Source organism: Brenneria sp. L4-2C (assembly GCF_040240335.1).
In the GTDB taxonomy this organism is placed as follows: domain Bacteria; phylum Pseudomonadota; class Gammaproteobacteria; order Enterobacterales; family Enterobacteriaceae; genus Brenneria.
Genome location: NZ_JBEIAC010000019.1, coordinates 70,677 through 89,691, shown reverse-complemented (window position 1 = coordinate 89,691; position 19,015 = coordinate 70,677). Strand labels below are relative to the sequence as shown.

Sequence of the window (19,015 nt, the reverse complement as noted above, 5' to 3'; positions counted from 1 at the left end):
TTTGCCTGGCGGCGATAGCGCGGTGGTCCCACCTGACCCCATGCCGAACTCAGCAGTGAAACGCCGTAGCGCCGATGGTAGTGTGGGGTCTCCCCATGTGAGAGTAGGGAACTGCCAGGCATCAAATAAAGTAAAAAGCCTCATGCGAAAGCATGGGGCTTTTTGCGTTGGGGGGAAATAAGGCTGTTGTTGAGACGGACATGCATTGATTCAAACGGCCTCGCCCACTATCTTAATAACCAGACCAAAAGTCTCATACGTAAATGTGGGATTATTACGCTATACTGCTTTCCGTTTTTTATTCCTCACCTTCTTTATAAAACCATAAAAATCAGTTAATTAGGAAGATTAATGTCGATCCTGTATATCCAAATCCGTAAAAATAAAATGATTGTTCGTAATCCTGAAACCCATCAGGAGGTTAGCGATGCCAGCCAGGTCTTCAGTAATTCGCGTTTACTGGTTGCAGATTTCTTTCGCGCGCAAAAAGTTCTGTATGATTTAAGCCGCAGGCTGGTAAAGCGGAGCTGGTTCAAATTCGGTCGGGATACGCTGATTATACATGCGCTTGAAATGAACGAAGGCGGTCTATCGCCGGTAGAAGAGCGAGTGCTACAGGAAATCACGGTTGCCAGTTCACCGAAAGCTTATTTGATGGTGATCGATAGTCCGCGGGTATTGGCCGATTCGGAGGTTATTGAGAGAGCAAAAGAAAAAAGATAAATCTCGTGAGCATTGCTCTTGTTCACCGTGAAACATTTTCACCTTTGGCCGTGAATGCTCGACATTTATGTTAAAAATCGTTATCTTCAGGCATCTAGAAGTCTAAACGTATAAACGTATGCATTGAGGATATAAGGTTATGCCAATCCGGGTTCCTGATGAGTTACCAGCCGTAAGTTTTCTGCGCAATGAGAACGTGTTTGTGATGACGTCCTCGCGCGCCAAAACGCAGGAAATTCGCCCTTTGAAGGTGCTGGTACTGAACCTGATGCCGAAGAAAATTGAAACTGAAAACCAGTTTCTGAGATTGCTATCAAACTCCCCGTTGCAGATCGATATTCAGTTGTTGCGTATCGATAGCCGTGAGTCGAAGAATACGCCGACCGAACATCTGAATAATTTCTACTGCGACTTTGATGATATCCAGGATGAAAACTTTGATGGCTTGATCGTCACTGGCGCGCCGCTGGGGCTGGTTGATTTTTGCGACGTGGTTTACTGGCCGCAGATTGTAAAAGTCATCGAGTGGGCAAAAGAGCACGTCACTTCCACTCTCTTTGTCTGTTGGGCCGTACAGGCGGCATTGAATATTCTGTACGGCATACCGAAAATGACCCGCAAAGAGAAGCTGTCGGGCGTCTATTCTCATCATACGCTGCAACCTCACGCGTTATTGACCCGGGGATTTGATGAGACATTCCTGGCGCCGCACTCCCGTTATGCCGATTTTCCTACCGAAGTGATTCGCGGTCGTACCGACCTGGAGATTCTGGTCGAGTCCGAACAGGCCGGCGCCTATCTGTTTGCCAGTCGGGATAAGCGTCTGGCCTTTGTTACCGGCCACCCTGAATACGATGCATTGACGCTGGCGAATGAATATTTTCGCGATAAGTCGAGTGGGCTTGACCCGGCGATTCCAGTGAATTATTTCCCTGATAACAATCCCGAGATCGTACCCAAGGCCACCTGGCGTAGTCACGGGCATCTGCTGCTGGTTAACTGGCTGAATTACTATGTTTACCAGATTACGCCTTACGATTTGCGTCGTATGAATCCGACATTGGATTGAGACTAATTTTCCTGTCAAAGGCGCCGTTCTCGGCGTTTTTGACATTTTTAACGGCCATCCTGACCCGATATCGAATGTGCTGCGAGAGCGCTGTACAAGCTTTTCTTCACCGCCGCCAATGTGTCGTTTGCCTGACAGCCTCATGCGGCGCGACGTTAGCGAAGGGGGAAGTTATGTTAGGATAGGTCCTTGCATTGGTGAGATATTCACCGCTGGTATGAGGTATTTGTGATTAATCGGGTAGACGAGTTGCGCCGTCAGTTAGCGCAACGCATTATGGTGCTGGATGGTGGTATGGGAACCATGATCCAGAGCTATCACTTGCAGGAAGAAGACTATCGCGGCGAGCGTTTTGCCGACTGGCCAAGCGACGTAAAAGGCAATAACGACCTTCTTGTGCTGACCAAACCCCAGGTCATTACCGCTATTCACGACGCATATCTGGAAGCCGGGGCCGATATCCTGGAAACCAACACCTTCAACTCCACGGTTATCGCGATGGCGGATTATGGGATGGAGTCGTTGTCGGCTGAGATTAACACCGCCGCGGCACGGTTGGCTCGCGCCAGCGCGGATAAGTGGACGGCGATGACGCCGGATAAGCCGCGTTATGTGGCCGGCGTGCTTGGCCCGACCAATAGAACCGCCTCTATTTCCCCGGATGTGAACGATCCCGCCTTCCGCAATATCAGTTTTGATCAACTGGTCGCCGCTTACCGGGAATCCACCCGCGCGCTGATCGAGGGTGGTGTCGATCTGATAATGATCGAAACCATCTTTGATACCTTAAACGCCAAAGCCGCCGTCTTTGCGGTTGAAACCGAGTTTGAGGCATTGGGCGTTGAATTGCCGGTGATGATTTCCGGCACAATCACTGACGCCTCCGGGCGTACGCTGTCGGGGCAGACCACCGAAGCGTTCTACAACTCGTTGCGTCATGCCCGTCCTTTATCGTTTGGTTTGAACTGCGCGCTGGGACCGGAAGAACTGCGTCAATACGTAGCGGAACTTTCCCGTATTGCCGAGTGCTATGTGTCGGCTCATCCGAACGCGGGATTGCCGAATGCTTTTGGCGAGTACGATCTGGATGCCGATGATATGGCGCGGCACATTGGTGAATGGGCGCGCGCCGGGTTTCTGAATATCGTGGGAGGATGCTGCGGTTCGACGCCGGCGCATATCGCCGCCGTTGCCGAGGTGGTCAAAGGCGTGGCGCCCCGTCAATTACCGGCTATTCCGGTGGCCTGCCGTCTGTCCGGCCTGGAGCCGTTGAGCATCGATGCCGACACGCTATTTGTTAACGTTGGCGAACGCACTAACGTCACCGGATCGGCGCGTTTCAAACGGCTGATAAAAGAAGAGAAGTACAATGAAGCGTTGGACGTCGCCCGCCATCAGGTAGAAAACGGCGCGCAGATCATCGATATCAACATGGATGAAGGGATGCTGGATGCGAAAGCGGTGATGGCCCGTTTTCTCAATCTGATCGCCGGCGAGCCTGATATTGCCCGCGTGCCGATCATGATTGACTCCTCGAAATGGGATGTCATTGAGCAAGGGCTGAAATGTATCCAGGGCAAAGGGATCGTTAACTCCATTTCCATGAAGGAAGGGGTTGAGGCCTTTGTGCATCATGCCAAGCTGGTGCGGCGTTATGGCGCAGCGATGGTGGTGATGGCGTTTGATGAGGTCGGGCAGGCGGATACCCGCGCCCGTAAAATTGAGATCTGCCGTCGCGCCTATCGCATTCTGACGGAAGAAGTGGGTTTCCCGCCGGAAGATATTATTTTCGACCCCAATATTTTTGCCGTCGCGACCGGGATTGAAGAGCACAACAATTATGCGGTCGACTTTATCGAAGCCTGCGCGGATATTAAACGGCAGCTTCCCTATGCGATGATCTCCGGCGGCGTGTCTAACGTTTCATTCTCTTTCCGCGGCAATGACATGGTGCGCGAAGCGATCCATGCCGTCTTCCTTTACCATGCGATCCGCAGCGGCATGGATATGGGGATCGTTAATGCCGGCCAGTTGGCGATCTATGACGATCTTCCCGCCGAACTGCGCGATGCGGTCGAGGATGTGATCCTCAACCGTCGTGACGACGCCACCGAGCGGATGCTGGAGCTGGCGGAAAAATATCGCGGCAGCAAGTCAGATGACGAGAGCAATAAGCCCCAGGCCGAATGGCGTTCCTGGCCGGTGAAGAAACGCCTGGAATACTCTTTGGTAAAAGGCATCACGGAATTTATTGAGCTGGACACCGAGGAAGCGCGTCTGGAATCGGCGCGCCCGATTGAAGTGATTGAAGGTCCGCTCATGGATGGCATGAACGTGGTTGGCGACCTGTTCGGGGCCGGTAAAATGTTTCTGCCGCAGGTGGTGAAATCCGCTCGCGTGATGAAACAGGCCGTCGCCTACCTCGAACCCTATATTGAAGCCAGCAAGGCCAAAGGCGAAACCGCCGGCAAGATCCTGCTGGCGACGGTGAAAGGCGACGTTCACGACATCGGTAAAAATATCGTCGGCGTGGTATTGCAGTGCAATAACTATGAAATTATCGATCTGGGCGTGATGGTGCCGATGGATAGGATCCTGAAGACCGCGCGTGAAGAGAAGGTGGATATCATCGGCCTGTCCGGCTTGATCACCCCTTCTCTTGATGAAATGGTCAACGTGGCGAAAGAGATGGAGCGCCAGAACTTTACCCTGCCGTTAATGATCGGCGGCGCGACGACATCGAAAGCGCATACCGCCGTGAAGATCGAACAGAACTATAGCGGCCCGACGGTCTATGTACAGAATGCTTCCCGCACCGTCGGGGTTGTCTCTGCGCTGCTGTCCGCCAGTCAGCGTGACGATTTTGTCGCCCGTATCCGCAAAGAATATGAAACCGTGCGTATTCAGCATGGGCGCAAAAAGCCCAGAACGCCGCCCATCACGCTGCAAGCCGCCCGCGATAACGCCGCGCCGCTGGACTGGGAAGATTATACGCCGCCGGTTGCGCATCGGCTGGGCGTACAGGAGGTTTCCGCCAGTATTGAAACGTTGCGTAACTATATCGACTGGACGCCGTTCTTTATGACCTGGTCGCTGGCCGGCAAATATCCGCGCATTCTGGAGGACGAGCTGGTGGGCGACGAAGCGAAGCGCCTGTTTGCCGACGCCAATGCCATGCTGGACGATCTGTCGGCGCGCGGCGCGCTTCATCCCCGCGGCGTCGTGGGGCTGTTTCCCGCCAACCGGGTGGGGGACGACGTGGAGGTTTATACCAATGAGCGTCGGGATGAGGTGCGGTTGGTCAGCCATCATCTTCGTCAGCAAACGGAAAAAGCGGATTTCCCCAACTATTGCCTGGCCGATTTCGTCGCGCCTAAATCCAGCGGTAAGCCGGACTATCTTGGCGCATTCGCCGTCACCGGCGGGCTGGAGGAGGATTCGTTGGCCGAGCAATGGGAAGCGAAGCATGATGATTACAACAAAATCATGGTGAAAGCTTTATCGGATCGGTTAGCTGAAGCCTTCGCCGAGTATTTGCACGAGCGCGTGCGCAAGGTTTACTGGGGCTATGCGGCCAATGAAAACCTCAGCAATGACCAACTGATCCGTGAAAACTACCAGGGGATTCGCCCGGCGCCGGGATATCCGGCCTGTCCGGACCATACGGAAAAGGCGGAGATCTGGCAACTGCTGGACGTGGAAAAGCACGCCGGCATGAAGCTGACGGACTCTTATGCCATGTGGCCGGGGGCGTCGGTATCCGGCTGGTATTTCAGTCACCCCGACAGTAAGTATTTCGCCGTCGCGCAGATTCAGCGCGATCAGGTCGAAGACTACGCTAAACGTAAAGGCCTGTCCGTCAGCGAAGTGGAGCGCTGGCTGGCGCCGAATCTGGGCTATGACGCGGATTAAGTTGTCTGCTCAACAAGGTCATCGACATAAACATCGCTGATCCCACCAGCGTCGCTATGTCAGTAAAGGCGCGTTGCGCGCATGGTTTTTTACTTGCGTAGCGACGCGCTTCCCTCCTGGCGAGAATGATATTCACTCTTATTGATGCAATCGCGCAGCAATGATAATGTGCATAATTATTAGGCTGAAATCGGTTTTTCCGCTTTGCTGCGCTATTTTCGTTAACCGAAGGCCAAATTCCGGACGTTAAACAGGGTAAGGGGATCTTCTTAGTTCATGCTAAAACGGCGATTTTCCATTGAAGATTTCTTCGATTTCGGCGAACGTTACGGCATCGATTACCGTTTCCCGCACTTGTCGTCGAGCCGTGAGCGTGGCAAAGAAAAACGGATTGTCGTACAGGGAGACATCGAAGAGATGACATTGTCTTCCGGTTTTTGCCTGACGAACTCCAACGTGCAGGTACTCCAACCTTACGAGTCCGTGTCTCTCCATCGTTGCCCGCTGTATACGCTCGTGGTGCTGGAAGGCTGCGTGACGCTGCGCCTGGACGGCAAAGAGTTTATTGTGCGATCCGGTATGGCGTTTAGCACCCGGCTGGGCGATCAGCTGATGATGAACGCCAGCCATCTGGCGGACCACCATCTTCGTACCCTTTCACTTGGCGTCCATCCCGACAGCGCTGCGCAGCAGCCGCTATTGTCTTCGCTGTTGGGCGCATGGGGGCGCGACGGTTATCCGGCGTTTTTATGGCAGATCCCCGGTTATTTACTGTCGGGATTACGGCACTCGCTGGAAGCGCCGCCGGGTCTGGCGCGCCAATTCATGCTGGAAGGCGCCACGCTGCAACTGCTGGGTCACGGCCTGTCGTTCGGCCAGCGCGGCGGGCGGGAAACGCGTCATCTGTCGCCGCCCGGCGAGCAGCACCGGCTGGAGAATGTTCGCCGGCTATTGGCGCAGCAACCTGAAAAAGACTATACGCTTGGCGAACTGGCGCAGCTGGCCGCCATGAGCCCCAGCAGCCTGAGAGCCAAATTCCGTCTGGTTTATGGGCGCTCGGTATTTGATTATTTGCGCGACTGTCGGCTGGATCTCGCGCGGCGCTATCTGGCGCAGGGGTATAGCGTTCAGCAGGCCGCCTGGATGTCCGGCTACCAGCACGCCACCAATTTCGCCACCGCTTTCCGGCGGCGTTACGGCATTGCGCCGAGCGATGCGCGCAGCGCCTGTTAGCCCTTTCTTTTATTCCAACAACGTTTCTTTGTCCCGACTGTCGTCGGGCTTATTGCCACAGAGTTCCCTTTTTGGCGTTGCGCATACGCAAGCCGTCACTGCGCATAGCTAACGCAGGATCAAAAGCAGTAATAATTCTTATTTGCAATAGCGATTAGGCTCTGTGGAGATTCCCATGTTTAGAATAACTCGTCTGGCGCTGGCGGTCGGTTGTGTCGTCAGTGGATTGACGGCAACAGCGATTGCCCAGGATACGACGGCTTCGTCCTCTTCCCAGGAAGACACGATAGTGGTGACATCCCAAACGCAAAGCGGCGCCACCAAGCTGGCGACGCCGGATATCGAAACGCCGCAGGCGGTTTCCATCGTTACGCGCAACCAGATTCAGGAGCAGGGCGCGATCAACGTTCGGCAGGCCGTGAGCTACACGCCGGGCGTATTCAGCGATCAAATCGGCGCGTCTAACCGCTTCGATTACATGGTGCTGCGCGGTTTTTCCGACGGCAGCCTGGATAACGTCTATCTCGATGGACTGAAGATGATGGGGGATACCAACTCCCACAGTTCTCTGGTGGTCGATCCCTGGTTTCTGGAGAGCATTGAAGTGGTAAGAGGCCCGGCGTCGGTGCTGTATGGCCGCGCTTCTCCGGGCGGGATTGTGGCGCTGAATTCCCGCCAGCCGTCGTTTGAACGCAGCGGGCAGATCAAACTGTTTGCCGGGAATAATGCCCAGCGCGGCGCGGCGTTCGACGTCACCGGGCCGCTGGATGACGACGAGCGTTTCGCTTTCCGTCTTGGCGGCATGGTGCGTAAAGCGGATACCCAGTTCGGGCCGCTGAAAGAGGAGCGTTATGCCATCGCCCCCAGCCTGACGTGGCGGATTGCCGATAAAACCCGGCTGGAGCTGATGGCCTATCTGCACCGCGATCCGGAAGGCGGCAGCCACTCGGGTTTACCCTATGAAGGCACCGTGGTGGCGCACAACGGCCGTAAAATCTCGAATAACTTCTATGAGGGCGAAGAAAATTACGAGAAGTACGACCGTAAGCAAAATATGGTGGGGTACAACTTCGAGCACGGTTTTGATAGCGGCTGGACGGTACGCCAGAAACTGCGCTATCTGCGTACCAAAGTCCGGTTGGACCAGGTCTATGCCTATGGCTGGAGCAGCGGCGACTCGCTTTATCGCTACTATTCCGGCTCGCGGGAAGAACTTTCGGCGCTGACGTTGGATAACCAGCTTGACGGCAGCTTTGATACCGGCGCGGTGAACCACCGCCTGCTGGTGGGCATCGACTACCAGCAGCGCCATAATGACGTGGACTGGCCATCAGGCGCATTCCCGGATATTGATGCTTTCAATCCGGTTTATGGCGCCTTGCCGACGGCCATGTACCCGTCAACGATTGAGAAGCATAAGCTGCAACAAACGGGGATTTACGTTCAGGATCAGATGAGCTGGGAACGCTGGCGTTTCACGCTGGGCGGGCGCCACGATCGGGTGAAAGTGACCAATATCGATAAGAGCACGGGTAACCGCAGCGAACTGGATAAGGATAATTTTAGCTCCCGAGCGGCGCTGCTCTATTTGTTCGACTCCGGTTTTGCCCCTTACGTCAGCTACTCCACCGCATTCACGCCAACCAGTTTTGTCGGCGAGGATGGTCACGTCCTGGAGCCGATGAAAGGCCGTCAGTGGGAGGCCGGGCTGAAATATCAGCCGGAAGGTTCGCAAAACCAGTACAGCATGTCGCTATTCCGTATTAATCAGAAGAATGTCGCCACCAAAGTGCAGCCGACCGATCCCTATCGCTCGGTGGGGGAGATCGAATCGGAGGGCGTGGAGCTGGAAGCGGTCAGCCATATTACCGACAATCTGCGCCTGCAGGCCGCCTACACCTATACGGATATTCGCTACAAGAAGAGCAGTACGGAAGAACAGGGGAAACGCGCCGTTTACGCGCCGCGTAATCAGGCCAGCGCCTGGGCCAGCTACGATGTGAATCGCGGCCCGCTGGACGGCTTGACGCTGGGGGCCGGGGTGCGCTACGTGAACGGCGTGACCAGCGATCGCGCCAATACGCATACGCTGCCTTCCTATACGCTGGTGGATATGGCGGTCGGGTACGATCTGTCGAAGGTCGGATTGAAAGGTCTGAGCGCGCAGCTGAACGTGAATAACCTGACGGATAAACGTTATGTGGCGGCCTGTAACTCGCTGGAGTTCTGCTACTTCGGCGCCGAACGCAGTATCGTCGGCAGTTTGTCCTACTCCTTCTAATCCCTGCTTTTGCCGCGGTAAAACGAAACAGGCCGGATAACTCCGGCCTTTCCCGTTACTAAAAATCAGTACAGGCCGATCGCTTTCCACCACAGCAGACCGGCGCTCATAAAGATCGCCTGATTAAGCAGACTGACGATAAAGCCGGTTCGCCACCATACGGCCGTCGGCACGTAGCCGGCGCCGAACAGGATCGGTCCGCGCGCGTGCGTATATTGCGTTAGCGAGCAATACAGGCTGCTGGTGAACGACAGCATGAAAGCCATCGGAACAGCCGGGATATTCAGGTTAATCCCGACGCCGAGAAACACTGCAAACAACGCGGCAATCTGCGCATTGCCGCTGGCGAAGAAATAGTGGGTGTAGAAGTAGGCGGCATTGAGTATCAACAGCACCAGAACCCAACTGGTGCCTTGCATCAGGTGGCCGATATTGCTGCCGATCAGATCGCCGAACCAGGTGGTAAAGCCCAGTTTTTTCAACTGATTCGCCATCATCAACAAGGCGGCGAACCAGATTAACGTATCCCAGGCGCCTTTCTCGCTTTTGATATCATCCCAGCGCAATACGCCGGTTAACAGCAGAAAGGAGAGGCCGACAAAGGACGCTGTGGTGGCATCAACGCCCAGGCTATCGCCAAAAATCCACAGAACCAACAGCAGTATCACGGTCGTACCCATCAGCCATTCGCCGCGGCTCATCGGCCCCATTTTCTGCAATTCTTCGATCGCCAGCTTAGGGGCATCCGGCGTACGCCGAATTTCTGGTTTGGTCAGCCAGTAAACCAGCAGCGGAACCAGAATCAGGGAGATGAGGCAAGGCACCACCGCCGCCAGGAACCAGCTTCCCCAGGTGATGGTGACGCCGGCATTGGCCGCCAGCTTTATCGCCAACAGGTTGCCGGTGTAGGCGGTCATAAACATGGAAGCGGTGACATCGTTGACGTTGCCGATACAGGTGATCAGAAAAGTACCGATTTTACTGCGCGATGCATCGTCCGGCTTCGAGTCGAAACTGCGCGACAGCGAATCGGCAATGGGATAGATGATGCCGCCGCAGCGCGCGGTATTGCTTGGCATGGCGGGGGAGAGCACCAAATCGGCGAAGGCCAGGCCGTAAGCCAGACCAAGCGTGCGTTTGCCGAGCAGGCGGATCATTTGTAATGCGATACGGCGGCCAAGCCCGGTTTTAATAAAGCCGCGGGCAATCATGAATGCCACCACGATCAGCCAGATCAGGGAACTGTTGAGATCGCTGAGCGCCGTTTGTATTGAACCGCTGGCGGTGGTATCGCCCGCGGCATACGTCAGGGCGAAAATGGTGATGCTGATAATACCGATAGCCCCAATCGGCAGTACATTGGCCACAATACAGATAATGGTTGCGACGAAAATGACGGCGGAATGCCAGGCGGCAAGGCTGAGTCCTGTTGGTGGGGTGAGTTGCCAGAGAATACCGGCGATAATCAAAATAATGACTAACGGGAGCCAACTCAGGCCATACGACGTTTTGGTCTTCATCCTCTTTCCTTACTACATGTCTAAGAGTTATTTCGCCTATAGTCCACAGCAGATATAGCGCGTGAAGATCATATCGCTATTGGGGTTGCAGTAAGAGGAAAACAGAAGGATTATTGATTTGGGCATGTTTTTATAAATATTAATCTTTAATTAACTATGCGAACTGAATCATGTCAGCCATGCATTAATGCAAGTAGAATTATTTAGTTAAGTTAAGAAGCATCCGGAAACATTTAATAGCAAGCAAATAGTTAGTTTTATATTTATTTAACTAAAGTTAACATTCCTTTTGCATCATCGATTACCGACATCACGCTTTCCGCGTTGCGGATATTCACCGACGCACCTTGGCTGCTTCGCATCCGGCGGGATGACGGTGACAGGCATGCGCCGCCGTCGCGAAGGTTATCTGATGAAACAGAGGCGGCGTTATTCCAGATAAAAGACCTCTTGCAGCGTCTGGCTTATCGGGCTGTTATCCGGATTGCTCGGCATAAGTTCACGCATCGATCGCCACCAGCGCTGACAAACTTCTGTTTGGGCGACGGCTTGCCAGCGCGCTTCGGATTCAATCTCGACGGTGGCGAAAAGCAGATGGCGTTCAGCGTCGAGATAAATGGCATAGCGATGAGCGCCATGTTGTTTCAGCGCCGTTGCAAGCTCTGGCCAAATGGGTGAATGGCGGCGCTGATATTCCTCATGGGCGTCCGGATTTACCTGCATGACGAAAGCTTTGCGGATCATAATGCCTCCAGATACAGCGTGCGGACTTCTTCACGAGAGGCGGTACGCGGATTACAGGGCGCGCCGGGAGCGGCCAGCGCTTTGCCCCATTTTTTCCCCTTGATCAGTTGCACTATATCGCCAATTGCGCCGGCGCCGTGAAGACTGATTTTGGGCAGTGCCAACATAAAGCTCATGGATATCTCCTTAAACGTGTTAATGCCGTTCCGGCGATGAGCATCAGCGCCAGCGGTATTCGGCGTTGCGTCAGTCGGCTCGTGAAGATGGACAGGAAAATCACTGCAATCATGTCCCCCAGGCGCGATGTTATTCCGTCGCCTGGGGGACATGCCGCTACCGCCTGTTGAACGGCGAAGGATTTTTGAGAGTAAACGGGCCGACGGTTAAAGCTCCAGGGCGCTTGCCAGCGGCGTAACGCCAAAACGTTTACCGAGGGCGATCAGCTCATCCCGGCTGATGGTCTGTTTCATACCGCCCATGGAAATCACTTTCACCAGAACTTCGGCGGATTTTTCGGCGGTATCGATCAGGCCGAATGTCTCATCAAGCGTCGGGCCGCTGCCGAAGACGCCGTGGAACGGCCACAGCACCAGCGCGTGTTTTGTCATCTCGCCGGCGGTCGCGGTGCCGATCTCATCGGTACCCGGCACCATCCACGGCAGAATGCCCACGCCGTCCGGGAATACCACCAGACATTCGGTGCTGCCTTCCCACAGTTTGCGGGTGATGATATCGCGATCGTTTTCCAGTACGTAGGTCAGGGCGATCAGGTTGGTGGCGTGACAATGCATGATCACGCGATCTTTGCCGTCGGTGGCTTTCATCCGCACGCAGTGCGACTGAAAGTGCGACGCCAGTTCCGACGTCGGCACCGCGTCATTCTCCAGCCCCCATAAAATGTGGTAGCCCGTGCCGCTGCCGTTAACCTGCACGACGCCGATATTGCCGGCGGGATCGAGCTGTACGTTGCGAAAGAACTTGCCGGAGCCGGTCACGATAAACGGCGTGTCGGCCAAATCCGGCATCGGCTGGCTCAGCGCGATGTAACGCGGCTGTTGATGAAAATCAGCCTGGTAGGGGGCGATATCGTCGGCGCTTAAACGCAGGGTAATGTTGCCGCCGTTGCGTTCATCCCAGCCTTTCAGCCAGGCGTCCGATGTTGCTTTAATCATGCCTTCTACAAACCAGGCGTTGAGGATATTCTGCATAGTCTCTGTTTCCTTGTGGCATTAGCCGCGTTGACTCAGGGTGTCTTTTTCGTAACGACGTACGCTTTCCAGCCATTGGGCATCGACCGGCGTATCATGTTGATTGCAATACATTTCCCATACCGCCTGCCATGGCAGCGATTTTTGTTCTTCCAGCAGCGCCAGGCGGGCGGTGTAATCGCCTTCCTGTTCCAGTCGGCGCAATTTCGCCGTCGGCTCCAGCAGGGCGCGCAGCAGGGCTTTCTTCATATTCCGGGTGCCGATAACCCAGGCGGCGATACGATTGATGGAGGCGTCGAAGAAGTCGAGGCCGATGTGTACGCGGTCGAACAGATCGTGACGAATAATTTCGCTGGCGATGGCCTGGGTTTCATCGTCCAGCAGCACGACGTGGTCGCTGTCCCAGCGAACCGGACGGCTGACGTGCAGCAACAGGCGCGGTACGTACAAGATGGCGCTGGAGATTTTGTCGGAGATGACTTCCGTCGGGTGGAAGTGGCCGGCATCCAGACACAACGCGGTCTGACGGCTGGCGGCGTATCCAAAGTAAAACTCATTGGAGCCGACGGTGTAGCTTTCCGCGCCGATGCCGAACAGCTTGCTCTCGACCGCATCGATGTGATGCGCCGGGTTGAGTTTCTCGGCGATAATCTCATCCAGCGCGGCCAGCAGGCGCTGACGCGGAGCAAGGCGATCCACGGTAATATCTTTCATGCCGTCCGGGATCCAGATGTTCATCACCGACGGCGTGCCGAGCTGTTCGCCGAAATAGGCGGAAACTTTGCGACTGGCCTGGCAGTGTTCAATCCAGAATCGGCGGATTTCATCGTTGCCGTGCGCAAGCGTAAAGCCGTCCGCGCTCAGCGGGTGGGAAAAACAGGTCGGGTTAAAATCCAGTCCCATGTTGTTGCCCCTGGCCCATTCCACCCAGTTTTTAAAGTGTTCGGGTTTGATTTCATTGCGTGCGACCGGCTTGTCGGCCTCCAGATAGATCGCATGCAGGTTCAGACGCTTCGGTCCGGGGATCAGGCTTAGCGCCCGGTCGAGGTCGGCCCGCAGTTCGGTCGCGTTGCGCGCTTTGCCGGGGTAGTTGCCGGTGGCCTGGATACCGCCGCTCAGGTCGCCTTCCGGGTTTTCGAATCCGGCGACGTCATCGCCCTGCCAGCAGTGCATCGATACGGGCAGACGATCGAGCTGGCGCATCGCTTCCTCAGCGTCGACGCCGACGGCGGCAAAACGGACCTTCGCCAGTTCCCAGGCCTGATTGATATGAGTGATCATGCACAACGCTCCTTACGTGTTTGACGGTTTTGCTGAAATTGCGCGACGACGCGGGCAATTTCGCTATCTGAATGAGGGGAAAAGTGGTGGAGTTCGCTATTTCTCGTTATCAGGGCGCGGAATGCGTCGACATCGGCGACGTCCCCCAGCGCCATTAGCTGACAGCCGATATTTCCCAGCGTGGAGGCCTCAATCGGCCCGGTAATCACCGGAATGCCGCAGGCATCGGCGCACAGCTGGTTGAGAAAATGGTTCTGGCTGCCGCCGCCGACGATATGCAGGGCGCTGAATGGCTTGCCGCGCAGCCCGGCCAGTTCTTCCAGCACGTCGGCATACGACAGCGCCAGACTATCGAAAATGCAGCGCGCCAGTTCGCCGTCGCTTTCCGGGATTGGCTGGCGGCTTTCGCGGCATGCCGTCTGGATCTCCCGACACATGTTGTCCGGATTGATAAAACGATCGTCATTGGGATTGATCAGTGAACGGCCGGCGGGGATCCGCTGCGCGCGCAGGATCAACGTCGCCGGATCGGATACCGCCAGCTCTTTGCCGATCCGTTGCAGCAGCCACAGACCCATAATGTTTTTCAGCACCCGATAGCGGTGCTCCGCGCCGCCTTCATTCGTGATGTTGGCGGCCAGCGCCCTATCGCTGGTGTACGGCGTCGGGCTTTCAAAGCCCATCAGCGACCAGGTGCCGGAAGAGAGGTAGGCGGCGGCGTGGTCGGTCAACGGCGCGGCGACAACCGCGCTGGCCGTGTCGTGCGAGGCGACGGAAATCACCGGGATCTTATCGCCCGCGCGGTTTACCCAGTGGCCGATGATTGTGCCGGGCGGGGTGGGAACGCCGAACCATTCCTGCGGGACGCCCGCCCAGTCGAGCAGGCGTTCGTCCCAACTATCGGTGTTGATATTCACCATCTGGGTGGTGGTGGCGTTGGTGTATTCCCAATTCAGCGCGCCCGTCAGGCGGAAGGCGAAATAATCCGGGATGAGCAGCGCATGAGCGACCTTTTCCCGCAGTGCCGGCTGTTGCTCGGTTAAGGCGCGAAACTGATAAAGCGTATTGAACGGCAGAAACTGAATCCCGCTGCGGCGATAAATTTCAGCGCGGCCGATCTCCTGCTGCGCGCGGGCCATTACGCCATCGGTCCGGCTGTCCCGGTAGGCGACGGGCTGGCCGATACGCCTGCCGGCCCGATCGATCAGCACATAGTCGACGCCCCAGGTGTCGATGCCGATGCTGTCAATGGCGGGGCAGATGTCGCAGGCTTTCTGTAATCCGCGGCGAATTTCACTTTCCAGCGCATCTATCTGCCAGGCGACATGGCCGTCGCTTGACGTCAGACTGTTCGCGAAGCGATGGATTTCGCGCAATGCCAGATCTTTACTGTCGCCGTCGTAACTGGCGAGCATGACGCGGCCGCTGGAGGCGCCAAGGTCAACGGCAACGCTATGGCGTAAGGTCACGTTGGGGCGGAAAGTCATAATGGGTTTCCTGAGATGAATCATTGCCCATCAGTCTAAAAATATCCTTCCGCGCCTGCCTTCATGCTACTGACATTTCCCGCGAGCGGTTGGCAAAGGGACAAAGGTGAACCGGCGATAGCTCACAAAATAGGGCTTCACGCCGCGTATCTCCGCCTGTGACGGCGACCGCATTTCCGAATAATTCCTGGCCGTTCTTGAAAATCGAACCGAATTTGCGTGTTTTGACGTCGAAAATTTAAGGTATAGATGAGAATCGTTATCTACTATCTCTTCATACGTTACGGTGGTTTTGGGGGTGATAATGACCGTTTTACGCAGCGTCGACTTTTTCCCGTCAGGCAACGCATCGGTGGCGATTGAGCCGCGTTTGCCGCAGCCTGAATTTCCGGAGCATCATCATGACTTTTACGAAATCGTGATTGTCGAACACGGCACGGGAACGCATGTCTTTAATGGTCAGCCCTATACGCTGAGCGGCGGTTCAATCTGCTTTGTGCGCGATTATGATCGGCACCTGTTTGAGCATACGGAAAATCTGTGCCTGACCAATGTGTTGTATCGGGCGCCGGACGCCTTCAATTTCCTGGCCGGACTGGATAAATTGCTGCCGCAGGAGCAGGATGGCATCTATCCGTCGCACTGGCGGGTTAACCAAAGCACATTGCAGCAGATTAAACGGTTTATCGATCGGCTGGAGGCGCTGGGGAACGATGCCGGCACGCATGCCATCGCCGAACGCGAAATTCTGTTTATGCAATTGCTGGTTCTGCTGAGTAAAAGCAGTTTTGGCGACGCCGCGCATGACGACAATGGGCGACTGAATCACCTTATCGCCTGGTTGGACGATCACTTTAGCGAGACGGTATGCTGGGAACAGCTCGCCGGTCAGTTCAGTCTCTCATTGCGGACGCTGCATCGACAGTTGAAGCAGCAAACCGGCCTGACGCCGCAGCGTTACCTCAATCGACTGAGGCTGATGAAAGCTCGCCATCTGTTGCGTCACAGCGATACGAACGTCACCGACATTGCGTACCAGTGCGGTTTCGGCGACAGTAATCACTTCTCCACTTTATTCAAGCGTGAGTTTTCCCACTCGCCGCAGGCGATGCGCCTGAGCATGACGGCCGGCCGCCGACACTGATAATGAGAAAGGAATCACCGTTTTTTCCGGCAAAAAAGCGAATACTGTCTGATTAATGCTGTTCGACAGCCTGTTGTGAGTCATCGCCGTGTCCGCTGAACTGATGATCCTGAAAAAAGATGATTTCTTCGCGTCCGCTTCCCAACCGGTGGCGGTGGCGGATCGCTATCCGCAAAACGTCTTTGCGGAGCATACGCATGAGTTTTGCGAATTGGTGCTGGTATGGCGCGGCAATGGTCTGCACGTGTTGAATGACCGGCCTTATCGGATAACCTGCGGCGATCTGTTCTACATCCGCGCGGAAGATCGTCACCGTTACGAATCGGTCAACAACCTGACGTTGCACAACATCATTTACTGCCCTGAGCGATTGCAGTTGAACGTTGACTGGCAGGAGTTGCTGCAACGTAAACGGCCGGCGGGCAGCGATCCGCGCTGGCGGCTGAGTAGTCACGGTATGGCGCAGGCGCGTCAGATAATCGGCCAGATAGAGCATGAAAGCGCGAAACATGACAAATTATCCCGCTGCTTTTTGGAAAGTCTGTTTCTGAATCTCGCCATTACGCTGTGTCGTCATCGCTATCAACCGATCAATGCCGAGCGTCCGGAAGGCGGGGAAAAGCTCGATCTGTTGATCGCGGCATTGGGCAACAGTCTCAATAGTTCATTCAATTTTCAAGCGTTCTGCCATCAGCATCAGGCGGCGGAGCGCCCGTTGCGCCAGCTATTCCGTCAGCAAACCGGTATGACCGTCGGTCAGTATCTGCGGCAGTTGCGTCTCTGTCAGGCTAAATATTTGCTCAGCCACCATGACATGTTAATCAGCGAGATAGCGGTGCGCTGCGGCTTCGAGGACAGTAACTATTTTTCGGTGGTGTTCACCAAGGATACGGGGATGACGCCGCGCTTATGGCGCCAACGGTTCGGCGACAAGGAGAAGGCGATTGCTCGTAGCGTATAGAGAGAGGTCGCGGCCGATATCAGGCGCATCGGCCTGATATCGGACTAGCGGGGCGTTATTCAAACAAGCTGCGGTGCAGCGTTTGCACGACGCGCTCCGCATCATCGCCGGGAACCAGGAAGCACAGGTTGTTGCTGCTGGCGCCGTAGCAAATCAAGCGGATATTAAACGGATCCAGAACGCCGAACACCTCTTTACCGACGCCGCAGGCCTGAGAAAGTTTGTTGCCGATTAACGCCACCAGCGACAGATTCTCTTCGACTTCCACCCGGCACAGCGAGGAGAGCTCGGTCAACAACGCGCTGGACAGCAGGCCGTCGCCGGTTGAGGTAGAGCCGGTGGTATCCAGCGTCAGCGCCACATTCACTTCGGAAGTGGTGATCAAATCCACCGAGATGTTATGACGAGCCAGAATGCTGAACACTTCGGCCAGGAAGCCGCGCGCATGCAGCATATTGAGGCTGTGCAGCGTGAGCAGCGTCTGTTTACGGCGCAGCGCCAGCGCGCGGAATAACGGCGGATTTTCCGTTTTGTTGCATACCAGCGTTCCGCCCGCGGCGGGATCTTTGCTGGAGCCGACGAATACCGGGATATCGCTGCGCACGGCCGGCAACAATGTCGCCGGGTGCAGCACTTTCGCGCCGAAGGTCGCCATCTCGGCGGCTTCTTCAAACATAATCTGGTCGATGCGTTTGGCCGCCGGCACCACGCGCGGGTCGGTGGTATAGATGCCGGGAACATCGGTCCAGATATCAATGCGGCCGGCATTCAAGGCTTCGCCCAATAGGGCGGCGGTGTAATCGCTGCCGCCGCGGCCCAGGGTGGTGGTGCGGCCTTTGGCTTCACTGCCGATAAAGCCCTGCGTAATGATTAAACTTTTATCCAGGCGGGGCTGTAACTGGCTGCGCGTCAGTTCGCCCAATGCTTCGCAATCGGGTTCCGCGCGGCCGAAATGGTCGTTGGTGCGCATGATTTTACGTACGTCGAACCATTCGGCGACCACATCGCGCTGGCGCAGGACTTCAACAAACAGCAGGGTCGACATCAGTTCGCCGTGACTGACCAATTCATCCGTCAATGCGTTAGAGGTCGCCAGCGCCGCGGCTTCGGACAGCGTCGTAACGTTTTCCAGCATCCGGTCGATTTCATCGCGGATCACCGCGGGCTCCGCCAGGCGATCGATGATGGCGTATTGGATTCTGCGAATCTGGTCCAGCAGGTGGAGACGTTGTTCCTGACTCTGACCTTCCGCCAGGGCAACCAGTAAATTGGTCACGCCGGCAGAGGCGGAGAGCACCACAACCCGCACATTGGGGTTGGACAGCACGACATCGGCGCTGTGGTTCATCGCATCGAAATCCGCTACGCTGGTGCCGCCAAATTTGGCGACAATGGGGTTCGTTTGTTCGGACATTTAAAAAACCTCGTGCAGGGGCTATTGGTCTCAATTTT

Annotated in this window: 13 protein-coding genes, 1 rRNA gene and 1 pseudogene; 8 read left to right on the top strand and 7 right to left on the bottom strand. The window is 55.6% G+C overall.

The window, feature by feature from the left end; all coding sequences use genetic code 11:
* Positions 1-4 precede the first annotated feature (4 nt).
* From rrf to foxA, 6 genes are all read left to right on the top strand, one after another.
* Positions 5-120 (top strand): 5S ribosomal RNA (gene rrf, locus ABRZ26_RS20520).
* Positions 121-351: 231 nt separating this feature from the next.
* On the top strand, positions 352-723 hold the full coding sequence (locus ABRZ26_RS20515) for a YjaA family stress response protein (RefSeq protein ID WP_319605973.1): 372 nt from the start codon (positions 352-354) through the stop codon (positions 721-723).
* Between the two features lie 139 nt (positions 724-862).
* Complete coding sequence (gene metA, locus ABRZ26_RS20510; RefSeq protein WP_319605972.1) at positions 863-1,792, top strand: homoserine O-acetyltransferase MetA; 930 nt, start codon at positions 863-865, stop codon at positions 1,790-1,792.
* Between the two features lie 228 nt (positions 1,793-2,020).
* Positions 2,021-5,704 (top strand): methionine synthase, encoded by a 3,684-nt coding sequence (metH, locus tag ABRZ26_RS20505; protein ID WP_319605971.1) that lies wholly within the window; start codon positions 2,021-2,023, stop codon positions 5,702-5,704.
* A 276-nt stretch (positions 5,705-5,980) separates the two neighbouring features.
* Entirely contained in the window at positions 5,981-6,937 is a 957-nt protein-coding gene (locus ABRZ26_RS20500) for an AraC family transcriptional regulator (RefSeq protein WP_319605970.1), read from the top strand.
* Between the two features lie 175 nt (positions 6,938-7,112).
* Complete coding sequence (gene foxA / locus ABRZ26_RS20495; RefSeq protein WP_319605969.1) at positions 7,113-9,218, top strand: ferrioxamine B receptor FoxA; 2,106 nt, start codon at positions 7,113-7,115, stop codon at positions 9,216-9,218.
* A gap of 65 nt (positions 9,219-9,283) precedes the next feature.
* Here foxA and ABRZ26_RS20490 read toward each other — a convergent pair whose 3' ends face one another.
* The 6 genes and pseudogenes from ABRZ26_RS20490 to rhaB all read right to left on the bottom strand — a co-directional run bounded on the left by ABRZ26_RS20490 (position 9,284) and on the right by rhaB (position 15,440).
* Positions 9,284-10,738, bottom strand: a complete 1,455-nt coding sequence (locus ABRZ26_RS20490; protein ID WP_319605968.1) for a DASS family sodium-coupled anion symporter — start codon at positions 10,736-10,738, stop codon at positions 9,284-9,286.
* A gap of 429 nt (positions 10,739-11,167) precedes the next feature.
* Positions 11,168-11,482: an L-rhamnose mutarotase gene (gene rhaM, locus ABRZ26_RS20485; protein WP_319605967.1), complete on the bottom strand. Its 315-nt coding sequence runs from the start codon at positions 11,480-11,482 to the stop codon at positions 11,168-11,170.
* A 74-nt stretch (positions 11,483-11,556) separates the two neighbouring features.
* Positions 11,557-11,658: pseudogene (locus tag ABRZ26_RS20480) on the bottom strand (hypothetical protein); the annotation flags it as partial.
* 207 nt (positions 11,659-11,865) lie between these two features.
* A complete protein-coding gene (gene rhaD / locus ABRZ26_RS20475; RefSeq protein WP_319605966.1) occupies positions 11,866-12,690 on the bottom strand; it encodes a rhamnulose-1-phosphate aldolase in 825 nt (274 codons plus the stop codon).
* A 21-nt stretch (positions 12,691-12,711) separates the two neighbouring features.
* The gene (gene rhaA / locus ABRZ26_RS20470) at positions 12,712-13,971 is read right to left on the bottom strand and encodes an L-rhamnose isomerase (RefSeq protein WP_319605965.1); all 1,260 of its coding nucleotides are present in this window, start codon (positions 13,969-13,971) and stop codon (positions 12,712-12,714) included.
* Positions 13,968-15,440, bottom strand: a complete 1,473-nt coding sequence (rhaB, locus tag ABRZ26_RS20465; RefSeq protein ID WP_319605976.1) for a rhamnulokinase — start codon at positions 15,438-15,440, stop codon at positions 13,968-13,970. The genes rhaA and rhaB overlap by 4 nt, the downstream gene beginning before the upstream one ends.
* A gap of 322 nt (positions 15,441-15,762) precedes the next feature.
* Between rhaB and rhaS the strand changes: the two genes are divergently transcribed.
* Both rhaS and rhaR read left to right on the top strand, forming a co-directional pair.
* Positions 15,763-16,602 (top strand): HTH-type transcriptional activator RhaS, encoded by an 840-nt coding sequence (rhaS, locus tag ABRZ26_RS20460; protein WP_319605964.1) that lies wholly within the window; start codon positions 15,763-15,765, stop codon positions 16,600-16,602.
* Positions 16,603-16,705: 103 nt separating this feature from the next.
* Positions 16,706-17,563, top strand: coding sequence for an HTH-type transcriptional activator RhaR (rhaR, locus tag ABRZ26_RS20455; protein WP_319605975.1), 858 nt, complete (start codon positions 16,706-16,708; stop codon positions 17,561-17,563).
* A 55-nt stretch (positions 17,564-17,618) separates the two neighbouring features.
* Here the strand turns inward: rhaR and lysC are convergent, their stop codons facing one another.
* Complete coding sequence (gene lysC / locus ABRZ26_RS20450; protein ID WP_319605963.1) at positions 17,619-18,977, bottom strand: lysine-sensitive aspartokinase 3; 1,359 nt, start codon at positions 18,975-18,977, stop codon at positions 17,619-17,621.
* Positions 18,978-19,015: the final 38 nt, after the last annotated feature.